Origin of the sequence: Aeromonas sp. R6-2 (genome assembly GCF_040908155.1) — a bacterium.
In the GTDB taxonomy this organism is placed as follows: domain Bacteria; phylum Pseudomonadota; class Gammaproteobacteria; order Enterobacterales; family Aeromonadaceae; genus Aeromonas; species Aeromonas schubertii.
The window spans coordinates 78,695-98,422 of record NZ_JBFODE010000056.1; the positions used below are offsets into that span (position 1 = coordinate 78,695).

18 protein-coding genes are annotated in these 19,728 nt (G+C 60.6%); 7 read left to right on the plus strand and 11 right to left on the minus strand.

The features are described from left to right. Positions 1–246: 246 nt before the first annotated feature. The 7 genes from tapA to yacG are packed head-to-tail and all read left to right on the plus strand — an operon-like array spanning position 247 to position 6,123. The gene (tapA, locus tag AB5Y48_RS15155) at positions 247–675 is read left to right on the plus strand and encodes a type IVa pilus major pilin TapA (protein ID WP_224160229.1); all 429 of its coding nucleotides are present in this window, start codon (positions 247–249) and stop codon (positions 673–675) included. A 3-nt stretch (positions 676–678) separates the two neighbouring features. Beyond that, complete coding sequence (gene tapB, locus AB5Y48_RS15160; RefSeq protein WP_050666600.1) at positions 679–2,385, plus strand: PilB family type IVa pilus assembly ATPase TapB; 1,707 nt, start codon at positions 679–681, stop codon at positions 2,383–2,385. A 20-nt stretch (positions 2,386–2,405) separates the two neighbouring features. Further along, positions 2,406–3,644: a type II secretion system F family protein gene (locus AB5Y48_RS15165; RefSeq protein ID WP_050666599.1), complete on the plus strand. Its 1,239-nt coding sequence runs from the start codon at positions 2,406–2,408 to the stop codon at positions 3,642–3,644. Positions 3,645–3,669: 25 nt separating this feature from the next. After that, entirely contained in the window at positions 3,670–4,539 is an 870-nt protein-coding gene (locus AB5Y48_RS15170) for an A24 family peptidase (protein WP_136614168.1), read from the plus strand. Between the two features lie 10 nt (positions 4,540–4,549). Further along, positions 4,550–5,164 carry a dephospho-CoA kinase gene (gene coaE / locus AB5Y48_RS15175; RefSeq protein WP_050666597.1) on the plus strand — a complete coding sequence of 205 codons (615 nt, stop codon included), beginning with the start codon at positions 4,550–4,552 and terminating at the stop codon, positions 5,162–5,164. 38 nt (positions 5,165–5,202) lie between these two features. After that, a complete protein-coding gene (zapD, locus tag AB5Y48_RS15180) occupies positions 5,203–5,925 on the plus strand; it encodes a cell division protein ZapD (RefSeq protein WP_050666596.1) in 723 nt (240 codons plus the stop codon). A gap of 9 nt (positions 5,926–5,934) precedes the next feature. Beyond that, a complete protein-coding gene (gene yacG / locus AB5Y48_RS15185) occupies positions 5,935–6,123 on the plus strand; it encodes a DNA gyrase inhibitor YacG (protein WP_050666595.1) in 189 nt (62 codons plus the stop codon). A 31-nt stretch (positions 6,124–6,154) separates the two neighbouring features. Here the strand turns inward: yacG and mutT are convergent, their stop codons facing one another. The 11 genes from mutT to murD all read right to left on the minus strand — a co-directional run bounded on the left by mutT (position 6,155) and on the right by murD (position 19,724). Continuing rightward, complete coding sequence (gene mutT, locus AB5Y48_RS15190) at positions 6,155–6,565, minus strand: 8-oxo-dGTP diphosphatase MutT (RefSeq protein ID WP_050666594.1); 411 nt, start codon at positions 6,563–6,565, stop codon at positions 6,155–6,157. Between the two features lie 62 nt (positions 6,566–6,627). After that, the gene (gene secA / locus AB5Y48_RS15195) at positions 6,628–9,339 is read right to left on the minus strand and encodes a preprotein translocase subunit SecA (protein WP_224160231.1); all 2,712 of its coding nucleotides are present in this window, start codon (positions 9,337–9,339) and stop codon (positions 6,628–6,630) included. Positions 9,340–9,397: 58 nt separating this feature from the next. Next, positions 9,398–10,303 carry a M23 family metallopeptidase gene (locus AB5Y48_RS15200; protein WP_050666592.1) on the minus strand — a complete coding sequence of 302 codons (906 nt, stop codon included), beginning with the start codon at positions 10,301–10,303 and terminating at the stop codon, positions 9,398–9,400. 122 nt (positions 10,304–10,425) lie between these two features. Continuing rightward, the gene (lpxC, locus tag AB5Y48_RS15205; protein WP_050666591.1) at positions 10,426–11,349 is read right to left on the minus strand and encodes a UDP-3-O-acyl-N-acetylglucosamine deacetylase; all 924 of its coding nucleotides are present in this window, start codon (positions 11,347–11,349) and stop codon (positions 10,426–10,428) included. A gap of 98 nt (positions 11,350–11,447) precedes the next feature. Continuing rightward, positions 11,448–12,596, minus strand: a complete 1,149-nt coding sequence (gene ftsZ, locus AB5Y48_RS15210; RefSeq protein WP_050666590.1) for a cell division protein FtsZ — start codon at positions 12,594–12,596, stop codon at positions 11,448–11,450. Positions 12,597–12,635: 39 nt separating this feature from the next. Then, the gene (gene ftsA / locus AB5Y48_RS15215; protein WP_050666589.1) at positions 12,636–13,895 is read right to left on the minus strand and encodes a cell division protein FtsA; all 1,260 of its coding nucleotides are present in this window, start codon (positions 13,893–13,895) and stop codon (positions 12,636–12,638) included. Next, entirely contained in the window at positions 13,876–14,628 is a 753-nt protein-coding gene (locus tag AB5Y48_RS15220) for a cell division protein FtsQ/DivIB (protein ID WP_050666588.1), read from the minus strand. Before AB5Y48_RS15220 ends, ftsA begins: the two co-directional genes overlap by 20 nt. Positions 14,629–14,725: 97 nt before the next feature. Beyond that, a complete protein-coding gene (gene murC / locus AB5Y48_RS15225) occupies positions 14,726–16,180 on the minus strand; it encodes a UDP-N-acetylmuramate--L-alanine ligase (protein WP_050666587.1) in 1,455 nt (484 codons plus the stop codon). A 9-nt stretch (positions 16,181–16,189) separates the two neighbouring features. Next, the gene (gene murG, locus AB5Y48_RS15230; protein ID WP_050666586.1) at positions 16,190–17,260 is read right to left on the minus strand and encodes an undecaprenyldiphospho-muramoylpentapeptide beta-N-acetylglucosaminyltransferase; all 1,071 of its coding nucleotides are present in this window, start codon (positions 17,258–17,260) and stop codon (positions 16,190–16,192) included. Beyond that, complete coding sequence (gene ftsW / locus AB5Y48_RS15235) at positions 17,260–18,444, minus strand: cell division protein FtsW (RefSeq protein ID WP_050666585.1); 1,185 nt, start codon at positions 18,442–18,444, stop codon at positions 17,260–17,262. Before ftsW ends, murG begins: the two co-directional genes overlap by 1 nt. Beyond that, positions 18,441–19,724, minus strand: a complete 1,284-nt coding sequence (gene murD, locus AB5Y48_RS15240; RefSeq protein ID WP_368164989.1) for a UDP-N-acetylmuramoyl-L-alanine--D-glutamate ligase — start codon at positions 19,722–19,724, stop codon at positions 18,441–18,443. The genes ftsW and murD overlap by 4 nt, the downstream gene beginning before the upstream one ends. Between the last annotated feature and the right edge of the window lie 4 nt (positions 19,725–19,728).

The following is a 19,728-nucleotide window of genomic DNA, read 5'->3' on the forward strand; positions in this document are numbered from 1 at the left end:
ACTTGCAAAAGGCGCCTCTGGCGCCTTTTCTATTAGGTGAAGCTCCAGATGTCGACCCCCTGAGTAGCCGGAGCCTTGGACCGGGGATCAGAGCTAGCCTATTGTTTCAAAAGAGGCTTTCGATACATTCTTGTTAAAATATGTGACGGGAGGTGTTGTCTAGGGATAAGGAGTCGGACAGGATAGTGATTGAGCACTCATCAGTGCTCCCAGCTTCTCGGGTACAACGCAGAAAGGAACTTTGCTATGAAGAAACAGACGGGTTTTACCCTTATCGAACTGATGATCGTGGTTGCGATCGTCGCCATATTGGCTGCCATTGCGCTGCCTGCGTATCAAACCTACACCAAAAAGGCTAAATTTACAGAAGTCGTCTCTGCAACTGGCGCTTTTAAAACTGCTCTAGAGGTTTGCTTTCAAACTCTTGGCTCGTTACAAACATGTACAAATGGCGCCAATGGAGTACCGCCCGCTGCTGGAGCAACAGGCCTTGTGACTTCAGTTAACGTGTCGGGTAATACTGCCTCAGCAGCGACAATTACAGCAGTTGGAGATGCAACTACATTTGGTTCAACGTCAAATACTTACATAATGACTGGTGCTGGAGCGAATGGGCAGATCATATGGACCGCCCCAGCTTCCGGTTCAACTTGCACCAGCGCAGGCTTTTGCTAACGCATGACCTCTAGCCCCCATAGCGGCCTGGCCATTAGCCTGGCCGCTTCCTCCCTTATCAGTGAGCAGGACTCACAACGCTTCGTGAGTCAGGCCAAGGCCCAGCGCAAACCGTTTGTCACCTTCCTCATTGAAAACGAGATTCTCGGCAGCAAGGAACTCGCCGATTTTTGTGAGCAGGAGTATGGTGTACCTCTGCTGGATCTGGATGCCTTCGATGTAGCCGAGATCCCGCAGAAATACATCAACCAGAAGCTGATCGAAAAGCATCACGCCCTCCCCATCTACACTCAGGGCCATACCCTCTATATCGCCATGTCAGACCCGACCAATGTGTCGGCACTGGAGGAGTTTGGCTTTAACTTCGGACTCCACACCGAGGCGTTGCTGGTCGAAGAGGAGAAGCTGGTCCACGCCATCGGCAAGCTGCTGGAGAGCGACAGCGATGCCCTCGGCATGGAGAACATCGACGAGGCGGAGATCTCGGATCTCGAGGTGGCCGACGAGCAGAGTCGGCTCGATGAGACGGTCAGCACCGCCGACGATGATGCCCCCATCGTCAAATACATCAACAAGATCATGATGGACGCCATCAAGCGGGGAGCATCCGACCTGCACTTCGAGCCCTACGAGACCAAGTACCGCATCCGTTTTCGTATCGACGGCATACTCCATGAGGTGGCCACACCGCCGGTCAACCTGGCCAACCGCTTCTCGGCCCGTCTCAAGGTGATGGCCCGCCTCGACATCGCCGAGCGCCGCCTGCCCCAGGATGGACGCATCAAGCTCAAGCTGTCGCGCAACAAGGCGATGGACATGCGGGTCAACACCCTGCCCACCATGTGGGGAGAGAAGGTAGTTATCCGCCTGCTCGACTCCTCGGCGGCACGCCTCAACATAGAGCAGCTCGGCTTTGACGACAAACAGAAGGCCCTCTATCTGGATGCCCTCTCCAAGCCTCAGGGGATGATACTGGTGACCGGCCCCACCGGCTCGGGCAAGACGGTCTCCCTCTATACGGGCCTCAACATTCTCAACACCATAGAGCGCAATATCTCTACCGCCGAAGACCCGGTCGAGATTAACTTGCCCGGCGTCAATCAGGTACAGGTTAACCCCAAGGCGGGGCTGACCTTTGCCAGCGCCCTGCGCGCCTTCCTGCGCCAAGACCCGGATGTGGTGATGGTCGGCGAGATCCGGGATCTGGAAACCGCCGAGATCGCCATCAAGGCGGCCCAGACCGGCCACCTGGTTCTCTCCACCCTGCACACCAACTCCGCCGCCGAGACCCTCACCCGGATGATGAACATGGGAGTGCCGGCGTTTAACATCGCCTCCTCGGTGACCCTCATCATGGCCCAACGGCTGGCACGCAAACTCTGCCCTCACTGCAAGACGCCCGAGGCGATCCCCGAGGCGGAGCTGCTCAAACTCGGCTACAGCCAACAACAGGTCGAGGCGGGGATCCAGCTCTACCATGCGGTGGGGTGCAAGGAGTGTTCGGGGGGCTATAAGGGGCGTGTCGGCCTCTATGAGATGATGTCCATGTCGGAACATATCGCCCGCATCATCATGCAGGGAGGCAACTCCTTGCTGATTTCCGCCCAGGCCCAGAAGGAGGGGATGCGCACCCTGCGTCAATCCGGGCTTGAGAAGGCGCGCCTTGGGGTCACCAGCCTGGCCGAGGTGAATCGGGTCACCACCAACTGATCGAGAGACGGAGTGCAAGGATGGCAACGCTGGCTCAGAAAAATAAATCGCCCAAGATCTCCGCCTTTCGCTGGAGTGGCGTGAACCGCAAGGGACAGAAAGTCTCCGGCGAGATGCAGGCCGACTCGGTCAATACCGTCAAGGCTGAGCTGCGCAAGCAGGGGGTGACCGTCTCCAAGGTGAGCAAGAAGTCCCAGGGGCTCTTCTCCAAGGGCGCGGCCAAGATCAATACCATGGATATCGCCGTCATCACCCGCCAGATCACCACCATGCTCTCGGCCGGCGTGCCTCTGGTACAGACCCTTCAGGTCATCGCCCGCAGCCACGAGAAGGCAACCATGCGCGAGCTCGTCGGCGAGATCGCCGCCAATGTGGAGACGGGCACCCCCCTCTCCGAAGCCCTGCGCCAACACCCGCGCCAGTTCGATCAGCTCTACTGCGACCTGGTGGAAGCCGGCGAACAATCGGGAGCTCTCGAGACCATTTTCGATCGCATCGCCACCTATCGGGAGAAGACCGAAGCACTCAAGTCGAAGATCAAGAAGGCCATGTTCTACCCCACCATGGTCATCATAGTGGCCATCGTCGTGACCTCTATCCTGTTGTTGTTCGTCATCCCCCAGTTCGAGGATATCTTCAAGAGCTTCGGGGCCGAACTCCCCGCCTTCACCCAGTTTGTCATCGGCATCTCACGCTTCATGCAAGACTGGTGGTATGTCTTCTTCGGCGGTACCGCCCTGGTTATTTTCCTCTATGTGCGGGCATGGCGTGCCTCCGAGAAGGTACGAGACCGAACCGACAAGTTTGTGCTCGAGCTCCCCGTGGTCGGCATGATACTGCACAAGGCGGCCATGGCCCGTTTTGCCCGCACCCTGGCCACCACCTTTGCCGCCGGTATTCCGCTGGTTGACGCACTGATCTCCTCGGCCGGGGCCTCGGGCAACTATGTCTATCGCACCGCCATCATGGCCATTCGCAACGAAGTGATCGCCGGCATGCAGGTCAACGTCGCCATGCGCACGGTCGATCTCTTCCCCGATATGGTGATCCAGATGGTGATGATCGGCGAGGAATCGGGGGCCATCGATGATATGCTCTCCAAGGTCGCCACCATCTTCGAACAGGAGGTGGATGACCTCGTCGATGGCCTGACCAGCCTGCTCGAACCCCTCATCATGGTGGTATTGGGGGTACTGGTAGGGGGCATGGTCATCGCCATGTACCTGCCCATCTTCAAGCTGGGGGATGTGGTGGGCTGATCCCGACCATCTGCTATCGAATCCTATGACCCTGTTGCTTCAACTCAGCCAGGCCATGCCCTGGCTCTACTATCTTCTGGTGGCGCTCTTTGCCCTCTGTGTCGGCAGCTTCCTCAATGTGGTGATCCATCGCCTTCCCATCATGCTGGAGCGCCAGTGGCGCGAGGAGTATCGGGACTACTTCACCCCGGATGAAGCAACGGAGACCGCCCCCTTCAATCTGATGGTCCCGCGCTCCCGCTGCCCTGCCTGCGGTCACGGCATCACGGCCGCCGAGAATATTCCCCTGCTGAGCTGGCTCTGGTTACGCGGCCGTTGCAGTGCCTGTAAGGCACCTATTTCGGCTCGCTACCCGCTGGTTGAGTTGGTCACGGCTCTGCTCTCCCTGGTGGTGGCCTGGCAACTTCCCGCCGGTTGGCCCACCCTGGCAGGGCTTCTGCTCACCTGGTCGCTTATCCCCCTGACCCTGATCGATCTGGATCGCATGCTACTGCCCGACCAGATCACCCTGCCCCTGCTCTGGGGAGGAGTGCTGGTCAGCCTTGTCGATGGCTTTGTCCCCCTCTCCGATGCGGTGATCGGCGCCATGGTCGGATACCTGACCCTGTGGAGCCTCTATTGGGCCTTCAAGCTGCTGACCGGCAAAGAGGGGATGGGGTATGGGGACTTCAAACTGCTTGCCGCCCTTGGCGCCTGGCTCGGCTGGCAGGCACTGCCCCTGATCCTGCTGCTCTCGGCACTGGTCGGAGCCATGGTTGGTATCACGCTGATTCTGCTTCGCCGCCACCAGCAGGGTAATCCCATCCCCTTTGGCCCCTACCTCGCCATGGCCGGGTGGATAGCCCTGCTCTGGGGTGACGGGATCACCCGCTGGTACCTCTCCACCGTGCTGTAACGAGGCCACTATGTATATCGTCACCCTCACCGGCGGGATCGGCAGTGGCAAGACCACGGTAGCCAACCGCTTCGCCGCTCTCGGTATTCGGATTGTCGATGCTGATCTCATCGCCCGTCAGGTCGTCGAGCCCGGGAGCCCGGCCCTCACCCGGATTCGGGAACACTTCGGGTCACACATTCTGGATCCCCGGGGGGCACTGGATCGGCGAGCCCTGCGCGAGCGCATCTTCGCACATCCGGCAGAAAAGGCATGGCTGAATGCCCTGCTTCATCCCCTCATCCGTGAAGAGATGGTACGTCAATGCCAGCAAGCCGACTCCCCCTACTGCCTGCTGGTGGTTCCCCTCTTGGTAGAAAACCGCCTCACCGGCCTGGGTCAGCGGGTACTGGTCATCGACGTGGACGAAGAGGTCCAGGTTGAGCGGACTTGTCGACGTGACCGAGTCACCCCGGAGCAAGCACAGGCCATCATCGCCTCCCAGGCGACTCGCAACGAACGCCTTGCCGTTGCCGACGATGTGATCGTCAATCAGGATCGCTCAGAGGCTGAGCTGGAGAGCGAGATTTTAGGGTTACACCAGCAATATCTGACATTTGCCACTCAACAAGGCCACACTCAATAGGTACACTAGCGCGGTTTTAGAAGAGGCCAGGAGCAGGCATGATTTACGATTTTCCTCTCAATGAAAAAAGCCGGACCTACCTGCGTCTGGAGTCCCTGTTTTCCCAGATCGGTGACAACCTGGAGCAAGAGCTTCCCTGGGGCCACATCGCCTGTTTCAAGGCCATCTTTGACCTGCAAGAGCTGCTGGAACGGGGGGACCTGCGCGCCGATCTCATCAAGGATCTGGAGCGCCTCGGGCAACGACTGAACCGATGGGCGGCCCTGCCAGAGGCCGATCTCGAGCAGATCGACCATATGCAGACCGACATCGTGAGCCTCTCCCGTCAACTGCTCAGCTCCCCTCGCCCGGGCGCCAGGCTGAAAGAGGATCGACTACTCGGCTCCATTCGCCAGCGCTTTTCCATCCCGGGTGGTCTGTGCGCCTTCGACGTCCCCCAGTTGCACCACTGGCTGGCACAGCCTCACGCCCGGCGTCTTCCGCAGATGAGGGGGTGGCTGGCCGATATCACCCTGATGATCGACGCCATTCGCATGCTGCTGCGTCTGTGGCGTGAATCCGGCGCCTTTACCGACAAGGTAGCCATCAACGGCTTCTATCAGGATGTGGCCGAAGGGGCCGAACTGATCCGTATTCGACTCGAGCACAGCCAGGAGTGCTACCCGACCCTGAGCGGCCACAAGAACCGCTTTGCGCTCCGCTTCCTGCCGGCCAGCGACAGTGCTATCGGCGATGTCACCTTCCAGCTTGCCTGCTGCTAAGGAGCCATCATGGTGACCAAGGTTAAATGCCCCACCTGCCAGGCCGATGTTGAGTGGACTCCCGAAAGCCCCTATCGCCCCTTTTGCAGCAAACGCTGTCAGCTGATCGATCTGGGCGAATGGGCCAACGAAGAGAAACGGATTCCAGCCGAGCCTGAGGATCCTCAGCCAGACTTCGGCGACGATGAGTGGCACTGAATGAAGAAAGGGTCCTTACGGACCCTTTCTCTTATCGCCGGTGTAGCCCCTGTTGTAGCCTGGAGACGATGGGCGCATTGGCATCGGGGAAGTGATACTCGTGTAACCGGGCAAGAGGCACCCAGCAGCACTCCTGCCCTTCCCGACCATAAGGCTCGCCTTCAAAGCGGGTTACCTTCCAGATGTCGAGCAGCACCGACTTCTCCGGGTAGTCGTGGCAGAGCTCCATAAAAGGGATACAGTCGAGCACCCTAATGCCGATCTCTTCCCACAGCTCCCGATCCAGGGCCGTCAGCAGATCTTCCCCACTCTCCACCTTGCCACCGGGAAATTCCCAGCGATCCCCCTGATGGCGATCGGCAGAGCGCTTGGCCAGCAGAATATCGCCCCGTTCGTTCTCGATGACACCGACTGCCACCCAGACCCGTTTTTTCTCTTCCATTGCCTATCTCCTCAACGCAACGAGGCGGGCCCCGGGCCCGCCTCGTTTCACTCGGCCAGGGCTCAGCTCAGCTGACCGTGGCAATGCTTGAACTTCTTCCCTGAACCGCAGGGGCAGGGGTCGTTACGCCCCACCTTCTGCTCATCGCGCACGAAGGTGGTGCTCCCTTCCTGCTGCGGTTCGGCCAACGGATTCTCGGCATCGGCGTGGGAGTATGTACGGGGGGCAGACTCGGCACGCTGACGCTGCTGCTCCTCCATGGTCTCCACATCCCGCTCCTGCACCTGCACCCGGCTCAGGATGCTGATGACGTCACGCTTCAAGGTCTCGAGCATCTGGGTGAAGAGCTCGAAGGACTCGCGCTTGTACTCCTGCTTGGGGTTCTTCTGGGCGTAGCCACGCAGGTGGATTCCCTGACGCAGGTAGTCCATCGCCGCCAGATGCTCCTTCCAGAGACCATCCAGCGTTTGCATCATCACCGCCTTCTCGAAGTTGCGCAGCACCTCCTTGCCGACACGCTCCTCCTTGTGGGCATAGATCTGGGCTGCCTCGGCCAGGATCCGCTCGCGCAGCTTCTCTTCATAGAGCTTGTCGTCCTCTTCCAGCCACTTGGCAATCGGCAGGTCGAGGGAGAAGTCACCCTTGAGACGGGCCTCCAGACCCGGCACATCCCACATCTCCTCGAGGGACTGGGGCGGGATGTACTCGTCGATCACGCTGCTGTAGACATCGTCGCGGATAACATGAATGGTCTCGGAGATATCGTCGGTATCGAGCAACTCGTTACGCTGCTCATAGACCACCTTACGCTGGTCGTTGGCCACGTCGTCAAACTCGAGCAGGCTCTTGCGGATATCGAAGTTGCGTCCTTCCACCTTGCGTTGGGCATTTTCGATGGCCTTGGTGACCCAGGGGTGCTCGATAGCCTCGCCCTCTTCCATCCCCAGCTTCTTCATCATCCCGCTCACCCGATCGGAGGCGAAGATGCGCATCAGGCTGTCTTCCATGGAGAGGTAGAAACGGGAAGAGCCCGGATCCCCCTGACGGCCGGAACGACCACGCAGCTGGTTGTCGATACGACGGGACTCGTGACGCTCGGTACCTATGATATGCAGGCCACCGGAGGCGATCACCGCATCATGGCTCTGCTGCCACTCGGCCTTGAGCGCAGCAACCTGTTCATCGCTCGGGTTTTCCAGTTTGGCCAGCTCAGATTGCCAGTTACCGCCCAGTACGATATCGGTACCACGACCGGCCATGTTGGTGGCGATGGTGACAGCACCCGGCTTGCCTGCCTGGGCCACAATTTCGGCTTCCATGGCGTGGAACTTGGCGTTCAGCACCTGGTGAGCGATCCCCTCATTTTTCAGAATGTTGGAGATAAGCTCTGAGTTTTCGATAGAGACAGTACCCACCAGCACCGGCTGACCGCGCTGCACACACTCGCGGATATCCTGCACGATGGCGGCGTATTTCTCCTTGGCCGTGAGATAGACCAGATCACCCATGTCTTTACGCACCATGGGGCGATTGGTCGGGATAACCACAGTATCCAGGCCATAAATCTGGCGAAATTCAAACGCCTCAGTATCGGCGGTACCCGTCATGCCCGCCAGCTTGTCATAAATACGGAAGTAGTTCTGGAAGGTGATAGAGGCCAGGGTCTGGTTTTCGTTCTGGATCTTGACCCCTTCCTTGGCTTCCACCGCCTGGTGCAGACCATCGGACCAACGGCGACCCGGCATGGTACGACCGGTGTGCTCGTCGACTATGATGATCTCGCCATTTTGCACTATGTAGTCCACGTTGCGCTCGAACAGGGTGTGAGCACGCAGGGCCGCGTTAACATGGTGCAACAGGCTGATGTTGCTGGCGGAGAAGAGCGAATCGTGCTCATCGAGGAGCCCCTCTTTCTTGAGCAACTCTTCGACAAAGATCTGACCGTTCTCGGTCAGCAGAGCCTGACGATTCTTCTCATCTACCGTGTAGTGGCCGTCACCCGTGTACTCCTCGGTATCCTCTTTATCCTGCTTGACCAGATTCGGGATCAGCGTGTTGACACGGATATAGAGCTCGGAGCTGTCTTCGGCCGGACCGGAGATGATAAGCGGAGTACGTGCCTCATCGATGAGCACCGAATCCACCTCATCCACCAGGGCGTAGTGGAGGGGACGCTGAACCCGCTGATCCGGCGAGAAAGCCATGTTGTCACGCAGGTAATCGAAACCGAATTCGTTGTTGGTACCGTAAGTGATGTCGGCAGCATAGGCGGCGCGCTTCTCGGCCGGGCCCATACCAGGCACGTTACAGTCGACCGTCATGCCGAGGAAGGCAAACAGGGGGCGGTTGGCCTCGGCGTCACGCTTGGCCAGGTAGTCGTTCACGGTCACCACGTGAACACCGCGACCGGTCAGGGCATTCAAGTAGGCCGGCAGGGTAGCGGTCAGGGTCTTACCTTCACCCGTCTTCATCTCGGCGATACGGTTGGAGTCGAGCACCATGCCACCGATCAGCTGCACGTCGAAGTGACGCATGCCAAATACCCGCTTGGAGGCCTCACGCACGGTAGCAAAGGCCTCGGGCAACAACTGCTCCAGGGTCTCACCCTGCTCGAGACGCTGACGATACTCGGCGGTCTTGGCCTGCAGTTCGGCATCGGAGAGAGCCTCAAACTGCGGCTCCATCGCATTGATTTGTTTGACGATCTTGCGTAACGCCTTGAGAGTTCTGTCGTTACGGCTGCCGATAATCTTGGTAAGCAGTGTGCTGATCATGTGTACCAACTGTTTCTGATGATAAACGCGCCCCGGAGGGGAACAAAAAAGAAAACCATTAACCCCGTTTGACCGTCATATAACGGGAGGGGTTGACCTGACGACCATCTTTCAAGACTTCATAATGCAGGTGCACACCGGTGGCACGCCCGGTACGTCCCATCAGGGCAATCTTCTGCCCCTTGTCGACCAGGGTGCCCACTTGCACCAGGGCCTTGGAGTTGTGCGCATAGCGGGTAACCAGGCCATTGCCGTGGCTGATCTCGATCATGATGCCAAACTCGGGGTGACGACCCGACCAGCTCACCACACCGGGGCCAGAGGCGAGGATCGGCGTGCCGGTCTTGCCGCGAAAATCGATCCCCTTGTGCATCTTGGCGCGGCCGTTGAACGGGTCGACCCGGCCGCCAAAACCGGAAGAGACCCATGCACGGCGACCCGCCACCGGCGTTCCGTCGATGAGTCCCTTGTCCACTATATTGTGATTCATCACGAAGGATTCAAGGACTGCGAGCTGCTCTTCGCGATTTCCCAGCTGATAACTGAGGTTTTTCATGGATTCTTGCAGCTCATTGAGTCCCACTTCCAGATCGGGATCATAAGAAGGCCCTCCCATGGGGGGAGCCTCACTGAAATTGAATTCGTCGGGATCGAGCTCGGCCTCTTCGGTAAGCCGCTCGCCGAGGGCATTAAGACGACCCAGTTGGGCCTGCATGGTGCCCACCTGGGCAGCCAGCATGGCTAGCTGCTGCCGGGAGGCCTCTTCGGCCGTGGCTTCGCTCTGTTGCTGGGCCAGATCCAGGGCCATCTCGAGGGAGGCGATCTTGCTCTGCCAGTGACTCCAGGTCAGCCATCCGCCACTGCCCGTCAGGCAGAGGAGCAGGGTTCCGATACCCAGCAGGTGCCAACGCGGGATATGAAGCCGGCGACGCCGCTTGCCGTTGAGGATCAGGGTAAGACTCATAGGATAATCACTGTCTGCTCGGTCGTTGGAAAAACAGGCCGGGAGAGGCGGTGTTAATCAGGGGGGTAAGAAAAACGGGGCGTCGGTGCGGAGAGGAGACCGACGCCCTGTCATTCATCCTATCAGGCCAGGACCAGCGAGTGGTCGTAGTAGGCGATAGGGGCCTTGGCCTGCTCATCCTCGAAGGTCACCAGTTCCCAGGCTTCCTGGTTGGCGAGCAGGGCACGCAGCAACTTGTTGTTCAGCGCGTGGCCGGTCTTGAAGGCCCGGAACTCGCCGATGATGCTGCGGTTGCACATGTAGAGATCACCGATGGCATCGAGCATCTTGTGCTTGACGAACTCATCTTCGTAACGCAACCCCTCTTCGTTCAGGACCCGGTAGTCATCGAGTACCACCGCATTCTCCAGACTGCCACCGAGGGCCAGATTCTGGGAACGCAGATACTCGATGTCGCGCATGAAACCGAAGGTACGAGCGCGGCTGATCTCCTTGACGAAGGAGGCACCGGAGAAGTCCAGTACGCAACGCTGGTTGCGGCCGGCAAACACGGGGTGCTGGAAATCGATCTCGAGATCCATCTTGAAGCCGTTGTGATAGGGGTGGAATTCCGCCCACTTGTCACCGTCTTCGACCCGAACGCTCTGCTTTATACGCACAAACTGCTTGGGCGCATTCTGTTCCCGAACCCCGACCTCCTGCAGCAGGTAGATGAAGGGATGGGCACTGCCATCCATCACCGGCACTTCCGGTGCATCCACCTCGACATAGAGGTTATCGATCCCCATACCTGCCAAGGCGGCAGAGAGATGCTCGATGGTCGAAACACGCACCCCCTGGTCGTTGACCAGGGCGGTACAGAGCAGGGTGTCACGCACCTGATCCGCGTTGGCAGGCAACTCCACCACAGGATTGAGATCGGTACGCAAGTAAACGATCCCTGTGTTAACAGGAGCCGGACGGAACGTCATGGTGACTTTCCGGCCAGAATGCAGACCAACGCCTGTGGCCTGGACACTCGTTTTCAAGGTTCTTTGTCTAATCATGGGTGCATCCGCTCAACAGCAAAATTCATGGCTAAAAAGCCGTGGCTGCCCATCTTAGCACAATCCTTAAACAACAAACAAACCGAGGTCGGATGACCTCAGTCCGCTTGCTTGCGCAGGAAGGCCGGGATGTCCAGATAATCGGGCTCGCGACGGGCCTGAGGCTCGGCATTCACCACCTTGGCCGGGGCCTCTTCCATCACACGGCCGGGCATCATCTCACCCAACGGCTGACGAACCGGACGCTCCTGAACCTGGTTGTTCTTGACCAGAGTGATGTCCGGCTTGCGCTCGGCACCGATACCGGTGGCCACCACGGTCACACGCAGTTCGTCCTGCATCTCCGGGTCGATAACGGTACCCACCACCACGGTGGCATTCTCGGAGGCGAAAGCCTTGACCGCGTTACCCACGGTTTCGAACTCTTCGATGGTCATGTCGAGGCCGGCGGTGATGTTGACCAGGATGCCACGGGCACCGGCCAGATCCACGTCTTCCAGCAGCGGGCTGGAGATAGCCTTCTCGGCCGCCTCTTCGGCACGGTCGTCACCGGAGGCAGAGCCGGTTCCCATCATGGCGGTGCCCATCTCGCGCATTACGGTACGTACGTCCGCAAAGTCGACGTTGATGAGGCCGGGACGGGTAATCAGCTCGGCAATGCCCTGCACGGCCCCCAGCAGCACATCGTTGGCCGCCTTGAAGGCGTCCAGCAGAGAGATGCCACGACCCAGCACCTTGAGCAGCTTGTCATTGGGGATGGTGATCAGGGAGTCCACATTCTTGGAGAGCTCCTCGATACCGTGCTGGGCGAAGCCCATGCGCTTCTTCCCTTCGAAGGAGAAGGGCTTGGTCACCACGGCCACGGTCAGGATACCCATCTCGCGAGCCACTTCGGCCACGATCGGGGCGGCACCGGTACCGGTACCACCGCCCATACCGGCGGCGATGAAGACCATGTCGGAACCAGCCAGCAGTTCACGCAGGCTCTCACGATCCTCCATGGCGGCGTCACGGCCCACTTCCGGGTTGGCGCCGGCGCCGAGACCCTTGGTGATGCCACCACCGATCTGCAGGGTGGTGTTGGCGCTGGAGTTGCGCAGGGCCTGGGCATCGGTATTCACCGTGATGAACTCCACGCCCTCGATGTTTTGACGGACCATGTGCTCGACGGCGTTGCCACCGCCACCACCTACCCCCACCACCTTGATGACGGCTTCGTCCGTATGGCTATCCATGAATTCAAACATAATGTCTCTCCGCTTTATTTGCTGACTTCAGCAAAATTCTTAAAACTCGCCACGCAACCAGTTGCTGACCCGTTTGACCAGCCCACCGACACTCGCCTTGGCGGCATATTCCTTGCTCGGACCGCTGCTCTGATGCGTGCGGCCATACTGCAGCAGGCCCACGGCCGTGGAATAGACCGGCGCCTGCACGTAATCACTCAGGCCACGCACGTTGAGGGGTTCCCCCACTCGCACCTGGCACTGAAATACCTGTTCTGCACACTCGACGATGCCCTCGATCTGGGCGGCACCGCCGGTGAGCACCACGCCGGCGGCCAGCTGATGCTTGACCCCCTGCTGCTTCAATTCGTTTTGCACCTTCACCAGCTCGTCATGGACCATGGAGAGCAGTTCGGTGTAGCGCGGCTCGATCACCTCGGCCAGGGTCTGACGCTGCAGGCTGCGGGCGGGACGTCCCCCCACGCTCGGCACCTCTATGGTGTCCTCCTTGCTGACCAGACGCCCCAGGGCGCAGCCATAACGCACCTTGATCGCCTCGGCATCCAGCGGCGGCGTGCCAAAGGCGTAGGCGATATCGCTGGTGACCGTGCTGCCGGCGTAAGGAATCACCTTGGTGTGACGCAGGGCTCCGCCGGTAAACAGCGACATGTCCATGGTGCCACCGCCGATATCCACCACGCAGACGCCGAGCTCCTTCTCGTCCTCGGTGAGGACGGCGTAGCTGGACGCCAGGGCAGAGAAGATCAGCTGATCAACCCGCAGACCCACCTTCTCCACACATTTCTCGATATTGCGCGCCATGTCGTTATGGCAGGTGACGATATGCACCTTGGCCGCCATCCGCACGCCGGAGAGGCCAACCGGATTCTTGATCCCCTCCTGGTAGTCGATGGCGAACTCCTGGGGCAACACGTGCAGCACGCGCAGCTCGTCGGAGAGACGCACCGACTTGGCGGTGTGGATCACGTTGTCCACATCCTCCTGGGTCACCTCCTCGTCGGAGATGGGCACCATGCCGGTCTCGTTGCGACAGTCGATATGCTTGCCCGAGAGCCCCAGATAGACGGAGCTGATCTGGCAGTCGGCCATCATTTCGGCCTCTTCGACGGCACGACGCAACGACTTGACCACGGAGTCGAGGTCATTGACGCCCCCCTTGTCCATGCCGCGCGAGGTGTGGCTGCCCATGCCGATGACGTTCAGTTCACCGTCCGGCAATACCTCACCCACCAGAACCGCCACCTTGTTGGTGCCGATGTCCAGTCCGACAATCAGGTTTCTATCTGCGGCTTTGGTCATTCACTTTCTCTTCGTTCTTCTTCCATCCAACCGCCAATCCGGTGTCGTATCTCAGGTCCACGTAAGCGATCAGCTCACGGGGCTGGATATCCGGAAAGACATCGACAAACCGCTGCAGTCGCGAGAGCTCATCCGAGCGCCCGAGAAACAGCTGGATGCCCCCTTCCAGGGTCAACTCCCAGGCATGACGAGCCGTGAGATTGACCTTGGCGATCCTGAACCCTTTCGGTGTCAACACCGCCTGATACCCGTAGTAGGCCTCGAGCACCCGCTTGGCCTGATCATCCGGCCCCGACAGGGAAACCAGAGGAAACTTGACCCGGTCGGGCGCCTTGAAGATCACCCCGTCCTTGCTCAGGAAGCGGTTGCCATTCCAGCGCGATGCCACCGTCTGCTCGGTCAGGAACACCTTGATCTTGTTCGGCCACTTCTTGCGGACCGACACCTGAGCCACCCATGGCAGGGCATTCAGGCGCGCCTGGACCGCATTCACATCCAGCTCGAAGAAGTTGCGTGACTCGGCACCGTCAAGCACGGCGATTCGCACCTCTTCGGGCTTCACATAGTCGTGTTGCCCCTGCAGCAACAGCTCACTCATGGGCAACCGATTCGCATCCGTCAGCCAGTCGCTGACATTCAATGCACACCGGTAGAGGCCCCATATCACCAGCAGGAAGAAGATGATCCCTGCGAGGAAGCCTCCTTTGGTGCGCGGCTGTGCCCTTGCCTCCAACCTGCGCTCCCCGTTCAACCCCTTGTCTCGCCGGCGCCAGCGCCGGACTCGCCATTATATAGGCCCCGACATGGGGGGCAAAACCCCCATGAGGGACTCAAACGTCCGATTTCATGCGGTTTATGTCCAATTTCATCTCGGCGAGGCGTCGGCTGAGGGCGCCAACGTTGCCGGCCCCCTGGGTCAGCACCAGATCCCCCTCACCCACTATGTCTGCCAGCACCGCCGGCACGTCATCCGGCGTCGCCACGAAGATGGGTTCGAGATTGCCACGGGAGCGGATAGAGCGGCACAGTGCCCGCCCATCGGCACCGGGAATGGGATCTTCACCGGCAGCATACACTTCGAGCATCACCAGCACATCCACCTTGGAGAGCACCTCGGCAAAATCCTCGTAGAGATCACGGGTCCGGGTGTAGCGGTGAGGTTGGAACACCATCACCAGGCGCTTCTCGGGCCAACCGGCACGGGCGGCGTTGATGGTCACCTTCACCTCGCTCGGATGATGGCCGTAGTCATCCACCAGCATCGCCTTGCCACGGCCGGTCTCAAACTCGCCAAACTGCTGGAAACGGCGGCCTACCCCTTCAAACTTCTCGAGGGCACGAACGATAGCCTCATCGGCGATGCCATCTTCGGTCGCGACCGCGATGGCGGCGGCGGCATTCAGGGCATTGTGAATACCCGGCAGGTTGAGCTTCACCGCCAGCTCTCCCCCTTCCTTGCGGCGGACCTTGAAGCAGCTGTGGTGGGTGGTCTGGACGAAGTCGAGCACCTGCACATCGGCATCATCAGAGAGGCCATAGGTGATGGTGGGGCGCCCAATGTCGGACAACAGACCACGGATCACAGGATCGTCCACGCAAACCACTGCCAACCCATAGAAGGGGAGGTTGTGCAGAAACTCGATGAAGGTGGCCTTGAGGCGGGAGAAGTCACCGCCATAGGTATCCATATGATCCGCCTCGATATTGGTCACGATAGAGACCATCGGCTGCAGATGCAGGAAGGAGGCATCGCTCTCGTCCGCCTCGGCGATAAGGTAACGGCTGCTGCCCAGACGCGCATTGGTGCCGGCACTGTTGAGCAGACCACCGATGACAAAGGTCGGATCCCGCTCAGCCTCGGCATAGATACTCGCCACCAGACTGGTGGTGGTGGTCTTGCCATGGGTGCCTGCGATGGCGATGCCGTGACGAAAACGCATCAGCTCGGCCAGCATCTCGGCACGGCGCACCACAGGGATGCGCAGCTCGCGGGCGGCCAGCAGCTCAGGGTTATCCTGGCGGATGGCGGTGGAGACCACGACCACGCTCGCCCCTTGCACATGCTCGGCACTGTGGCCGAGGCAGATCTCGGCCCCCAGGGCCTCGAGACGCTCGGTCACGGCGTTACGTGCCAGATCCGAGCCGCTCACCTGATATCCTTCGTTGGCCAGGACCTCGGCGATCCCCCCCATGCCGGCACCACCGATGCCGATAAAGTGGATGCGACGCACGCGGCGCATCTGGGGAATCATGGTACGCAGTTTTGCCAGTTCAACCTTGGTCATAGCTCTCTCTCACTCGGCCAGACGTTTGCATTCATCCGCAACACGCTCGGCCGCATCGGTGATCGCGATGCGACGAGCCGCCTGGGCCATCTTCAACAATGTATCCCTGCGACCGGCCAGCCAGACCAGACGGGCAGCCAGAGAGGCCGGTGTCAGATCGGACTGGGGCAGGAACTCGGCCGCACCGCCGTCGACCAGGGTCAGGGCGTTGCGGGTCTGGTGATCGTCTACCGCATGGGGTAGCGGCACAAAAATGGCGGCCACGCCGGCGGCAGCCACCTCGGAAACGGTCAGTGCGCCGGCACGGCACACCACCAGATCGGCCCAGGCATAGGCCCCGGCCATCTCCTTGATAAAGTCACTCACCTCGGCCTCGAGACCCAGCTTGCCATAGGCCATGGCCACGGCCTCCTGGTTGCCCTTGCCGGTCTGATGGCGCACCTCGACAGGGATGCCTGCCGCGGCCACCGCCAGGGGGACCTGTTCATTCAGGACCCGGGCTCCCAGGCTGCCACCTATGATCAGCAGGCGAAGCGGGCGCTCACCGCCCCCCATTCTCTCATCGGGAGCGGGCAGAGCAACCACCTCGGGACGCACCGGGTTACCCACCACGGCGGTACGGCGGCTCGGGGCAAAGGCGCCGGGAAAGGCCATCAATACCCGCTTGGCGATGCGTGCCAGCAGCTTGTTGGTCATGCCGGCAGAGGCATTCTGCTCGTGCAGCAGCAGCGGAATGCCGGAGAGCCAGGCCGCCACGCCACCGGGGCCGGAGGCAAAGCCTCCCATGCCCAGCACCACATCGGGGCGGATGGTCTTGAGCACCTGGCGAGCCTGCAGGATCGACTTGACGATACGATAGGGGGCCTCGAGCAGGCGCTTGAGGCCATTGCCGCGCACCCCCTGGATATCGATAAAGGAGATGGGATAGCCGTGGGCCGGCACCAACTCCGCCTCCATCCGGTCGGCGGTGCCGAGCCAGTGGATGGTCCAGCCCTGCGCCTTCAACCGATCGGCCACGGCCAGACCGGGAAACACATGGCCCCCGGTACCACCTGCCATCACCAACAGAGTCTTGCTCACTACGCCTCCCGCACGCGCGCCTGGGCACTCGCCTGGCGCAACTCAAAATCGATACGAATCAACATACTCACCGCCACCGACATGATGATGAGACTGGAGCCGCCATAGCTCACCAGGGGCAGGGTCAATCCCTTGGTGGGCATCATGCCGCTGGCTGCCCCCACGTTGACGAAGGTTTGAAAACTGAACCAGATGCCGATGCCGATAGCGAGGTAGCCCTCGTAGAGGCGCTGGGCCTGGAGGCAGGCGTGACCGAGACGCAACGCCTTGGCCGCCATGAAAAACTGCAGGGCCAGCACCGCCAGCACACCGAGATAGCCAAGCTCCTCACCCAGGATGGCGAAGACGAAGTCGGTATGTGCCTCGGGCAGGTACTCAAGCTTCTGGATCGAGTTACCGAGCCCCTCCCCCAGCCAGCTGCCACGGCCGAATGCCATCAGGGACTGGGTCAACTGATAACCGCTGCCAAAGGGATCGGCCCAGGGGTCGAGGAAGGAGGTGACCCGTCGCATCCGGTAGGGCTCGGCGATGATCAGGGTCACCACGGCCCCCACACCGGCCAGGATCAGGCCAATAAACTGCATCAGACGAGCCCCGGCCAGGAACAACATGCCGAGGGTCGTGACAAACATCACCACCACAGAGCCCAGGTCGGGCTGCAGCAACAACAAGATAGCGAGCACGAAGAGCACCGCCAGGGGCTTCATAAAGCCGATCAGCCGCTCGCGCACCTCGTGCTGGCGGCGCACCAGATAGCCGGCCAAGTAGACAAACAGGGCCAGCTTGGCAAACTCGGCCGGCTGCAGGTTGAAGGGACCCAGCGGCAGCCAGCGTACCGAACCGTTGACGCTGCGACCGGCAACCAGCACCAGAACCAGCATGATGATGGCGAGCAACAGCATGGAGCCGTTGTACTGCTGCCAGCGCATCATGGGCACCTGCAGCACAAACCAGGCGATACCGACGGCCATCACCAGGAAGGTGCCATGACGCTTCACAAACAGGAAGGGATCCCCCGCCAGGGAGATCCCCTCGGGAATAGAGGCAGAGGCGACGATCACCAGCCCCACCATCATCAGGGAGAAGGCAAGGGTCACCAACTGGCGATCATAAAGCGCACCGGGACGCTGGGGCATCAACACCCCCCACACCCAGACGGCGACCGATCGCAGCATCCCCTTCATAGGCTCATCACCTGTGCGGTGAAGCGGTCACCCCGCTCCTCGAAGGATTTGAACTGATCCTGGCTGGCACAGGCTGGCGCCAGCAGTACCCAGTCACCGGGGCGAGCCTCGGCGGCGGCACGGGTAACGGCCTGCCCCATGTCAGCCACCTGCTCGGTCGGCTCACCGAGGGCTGCCAGCAGGGCGCCATCCTGACCGAAGCAGTACATCTTGTCGATCTGGCTGCCGAGCAGGGCCTGCAGCGGACTAAAGTCCTGCCCCTTGCCCTGACCACCGGCCAACAGGATCAAGCGCCCCTTCACTGCCTCGCGCACCCCGGCCACGGCAGCCAGGGTGGCGCCCACATTGGTCGCCTTGGAGTCGTTGATCCAGCGCACGCCCCCCACCTCGCGCACGAAGCGGGCGCGATGGGCCAGGCCCTCGAAGCGACGCAACACGGTGAGCTGGGGTTCACGCGGGATGCCGACCGCATCGCACAGGGCCATGGCGGCCAGGGCATTGGCCTGGTTATGGGCACCCACTATCTTCATCTCATCGACCGCCAGCAGCGGCTCCCCGTGCAGGGTAAGCCAGGGACTGCCGTCGATCTCGCAGCGACCGTAGGCGTTACAGTCAAGGCCAAAGCTGCTCCAGACGCTCCCCACATCGGGCAGGGTCTGGGGATCGTCCCGATTGACCAGGATGTGGCGAGAGTGCTGATGGATCTTCTGTTTGGCGGCGCGGTAATCGGCCATCCCCTCGTAGCGATCCATGTGATCTTCCGAGAGGTTGAGCACCACCGAAGCGGCCGCTTGCAGGCTGTGAGTGGTCTCGAGCTGGAAGCTGGAGAGCTCCAGCACATAGAGATCGGCGGGCGCGTTGAGGAGCGCCAGTGCAGGAACCCCGATGTTGCCCCCCACGCCAACCCGAAGGCCTGCTTCCTGGATCATCTCACCGACCAGGGTGGTAACAGTACTCTTGCCGTTGGAGCCAGTGATGGCCACGATGGGGGCCTTGGCCTCGCGCACGAACAGCTCGATGTCGCCGACGATCTCGACGCCGCGTTCGGCGGCGGCCTTGAGCTCGGGAGTCGCCAGGGCGATGCCGGGGCTCGCGACGATGAGGTGCGCCTGGTTCAGGCGCTCCCCATCCAGTCCCTGAACCAACTCCACCTCGGGAGGCAGTTGATCACGGCCGGGCGGATTGGCCCGGGTATCCATCACCAGAGGGGTCACGCCCTTGGCGAGGAAGTACTCCACACAGGAGAGGCCCGTCTTGCCGAGTCCGATGATGATGACCATGGGC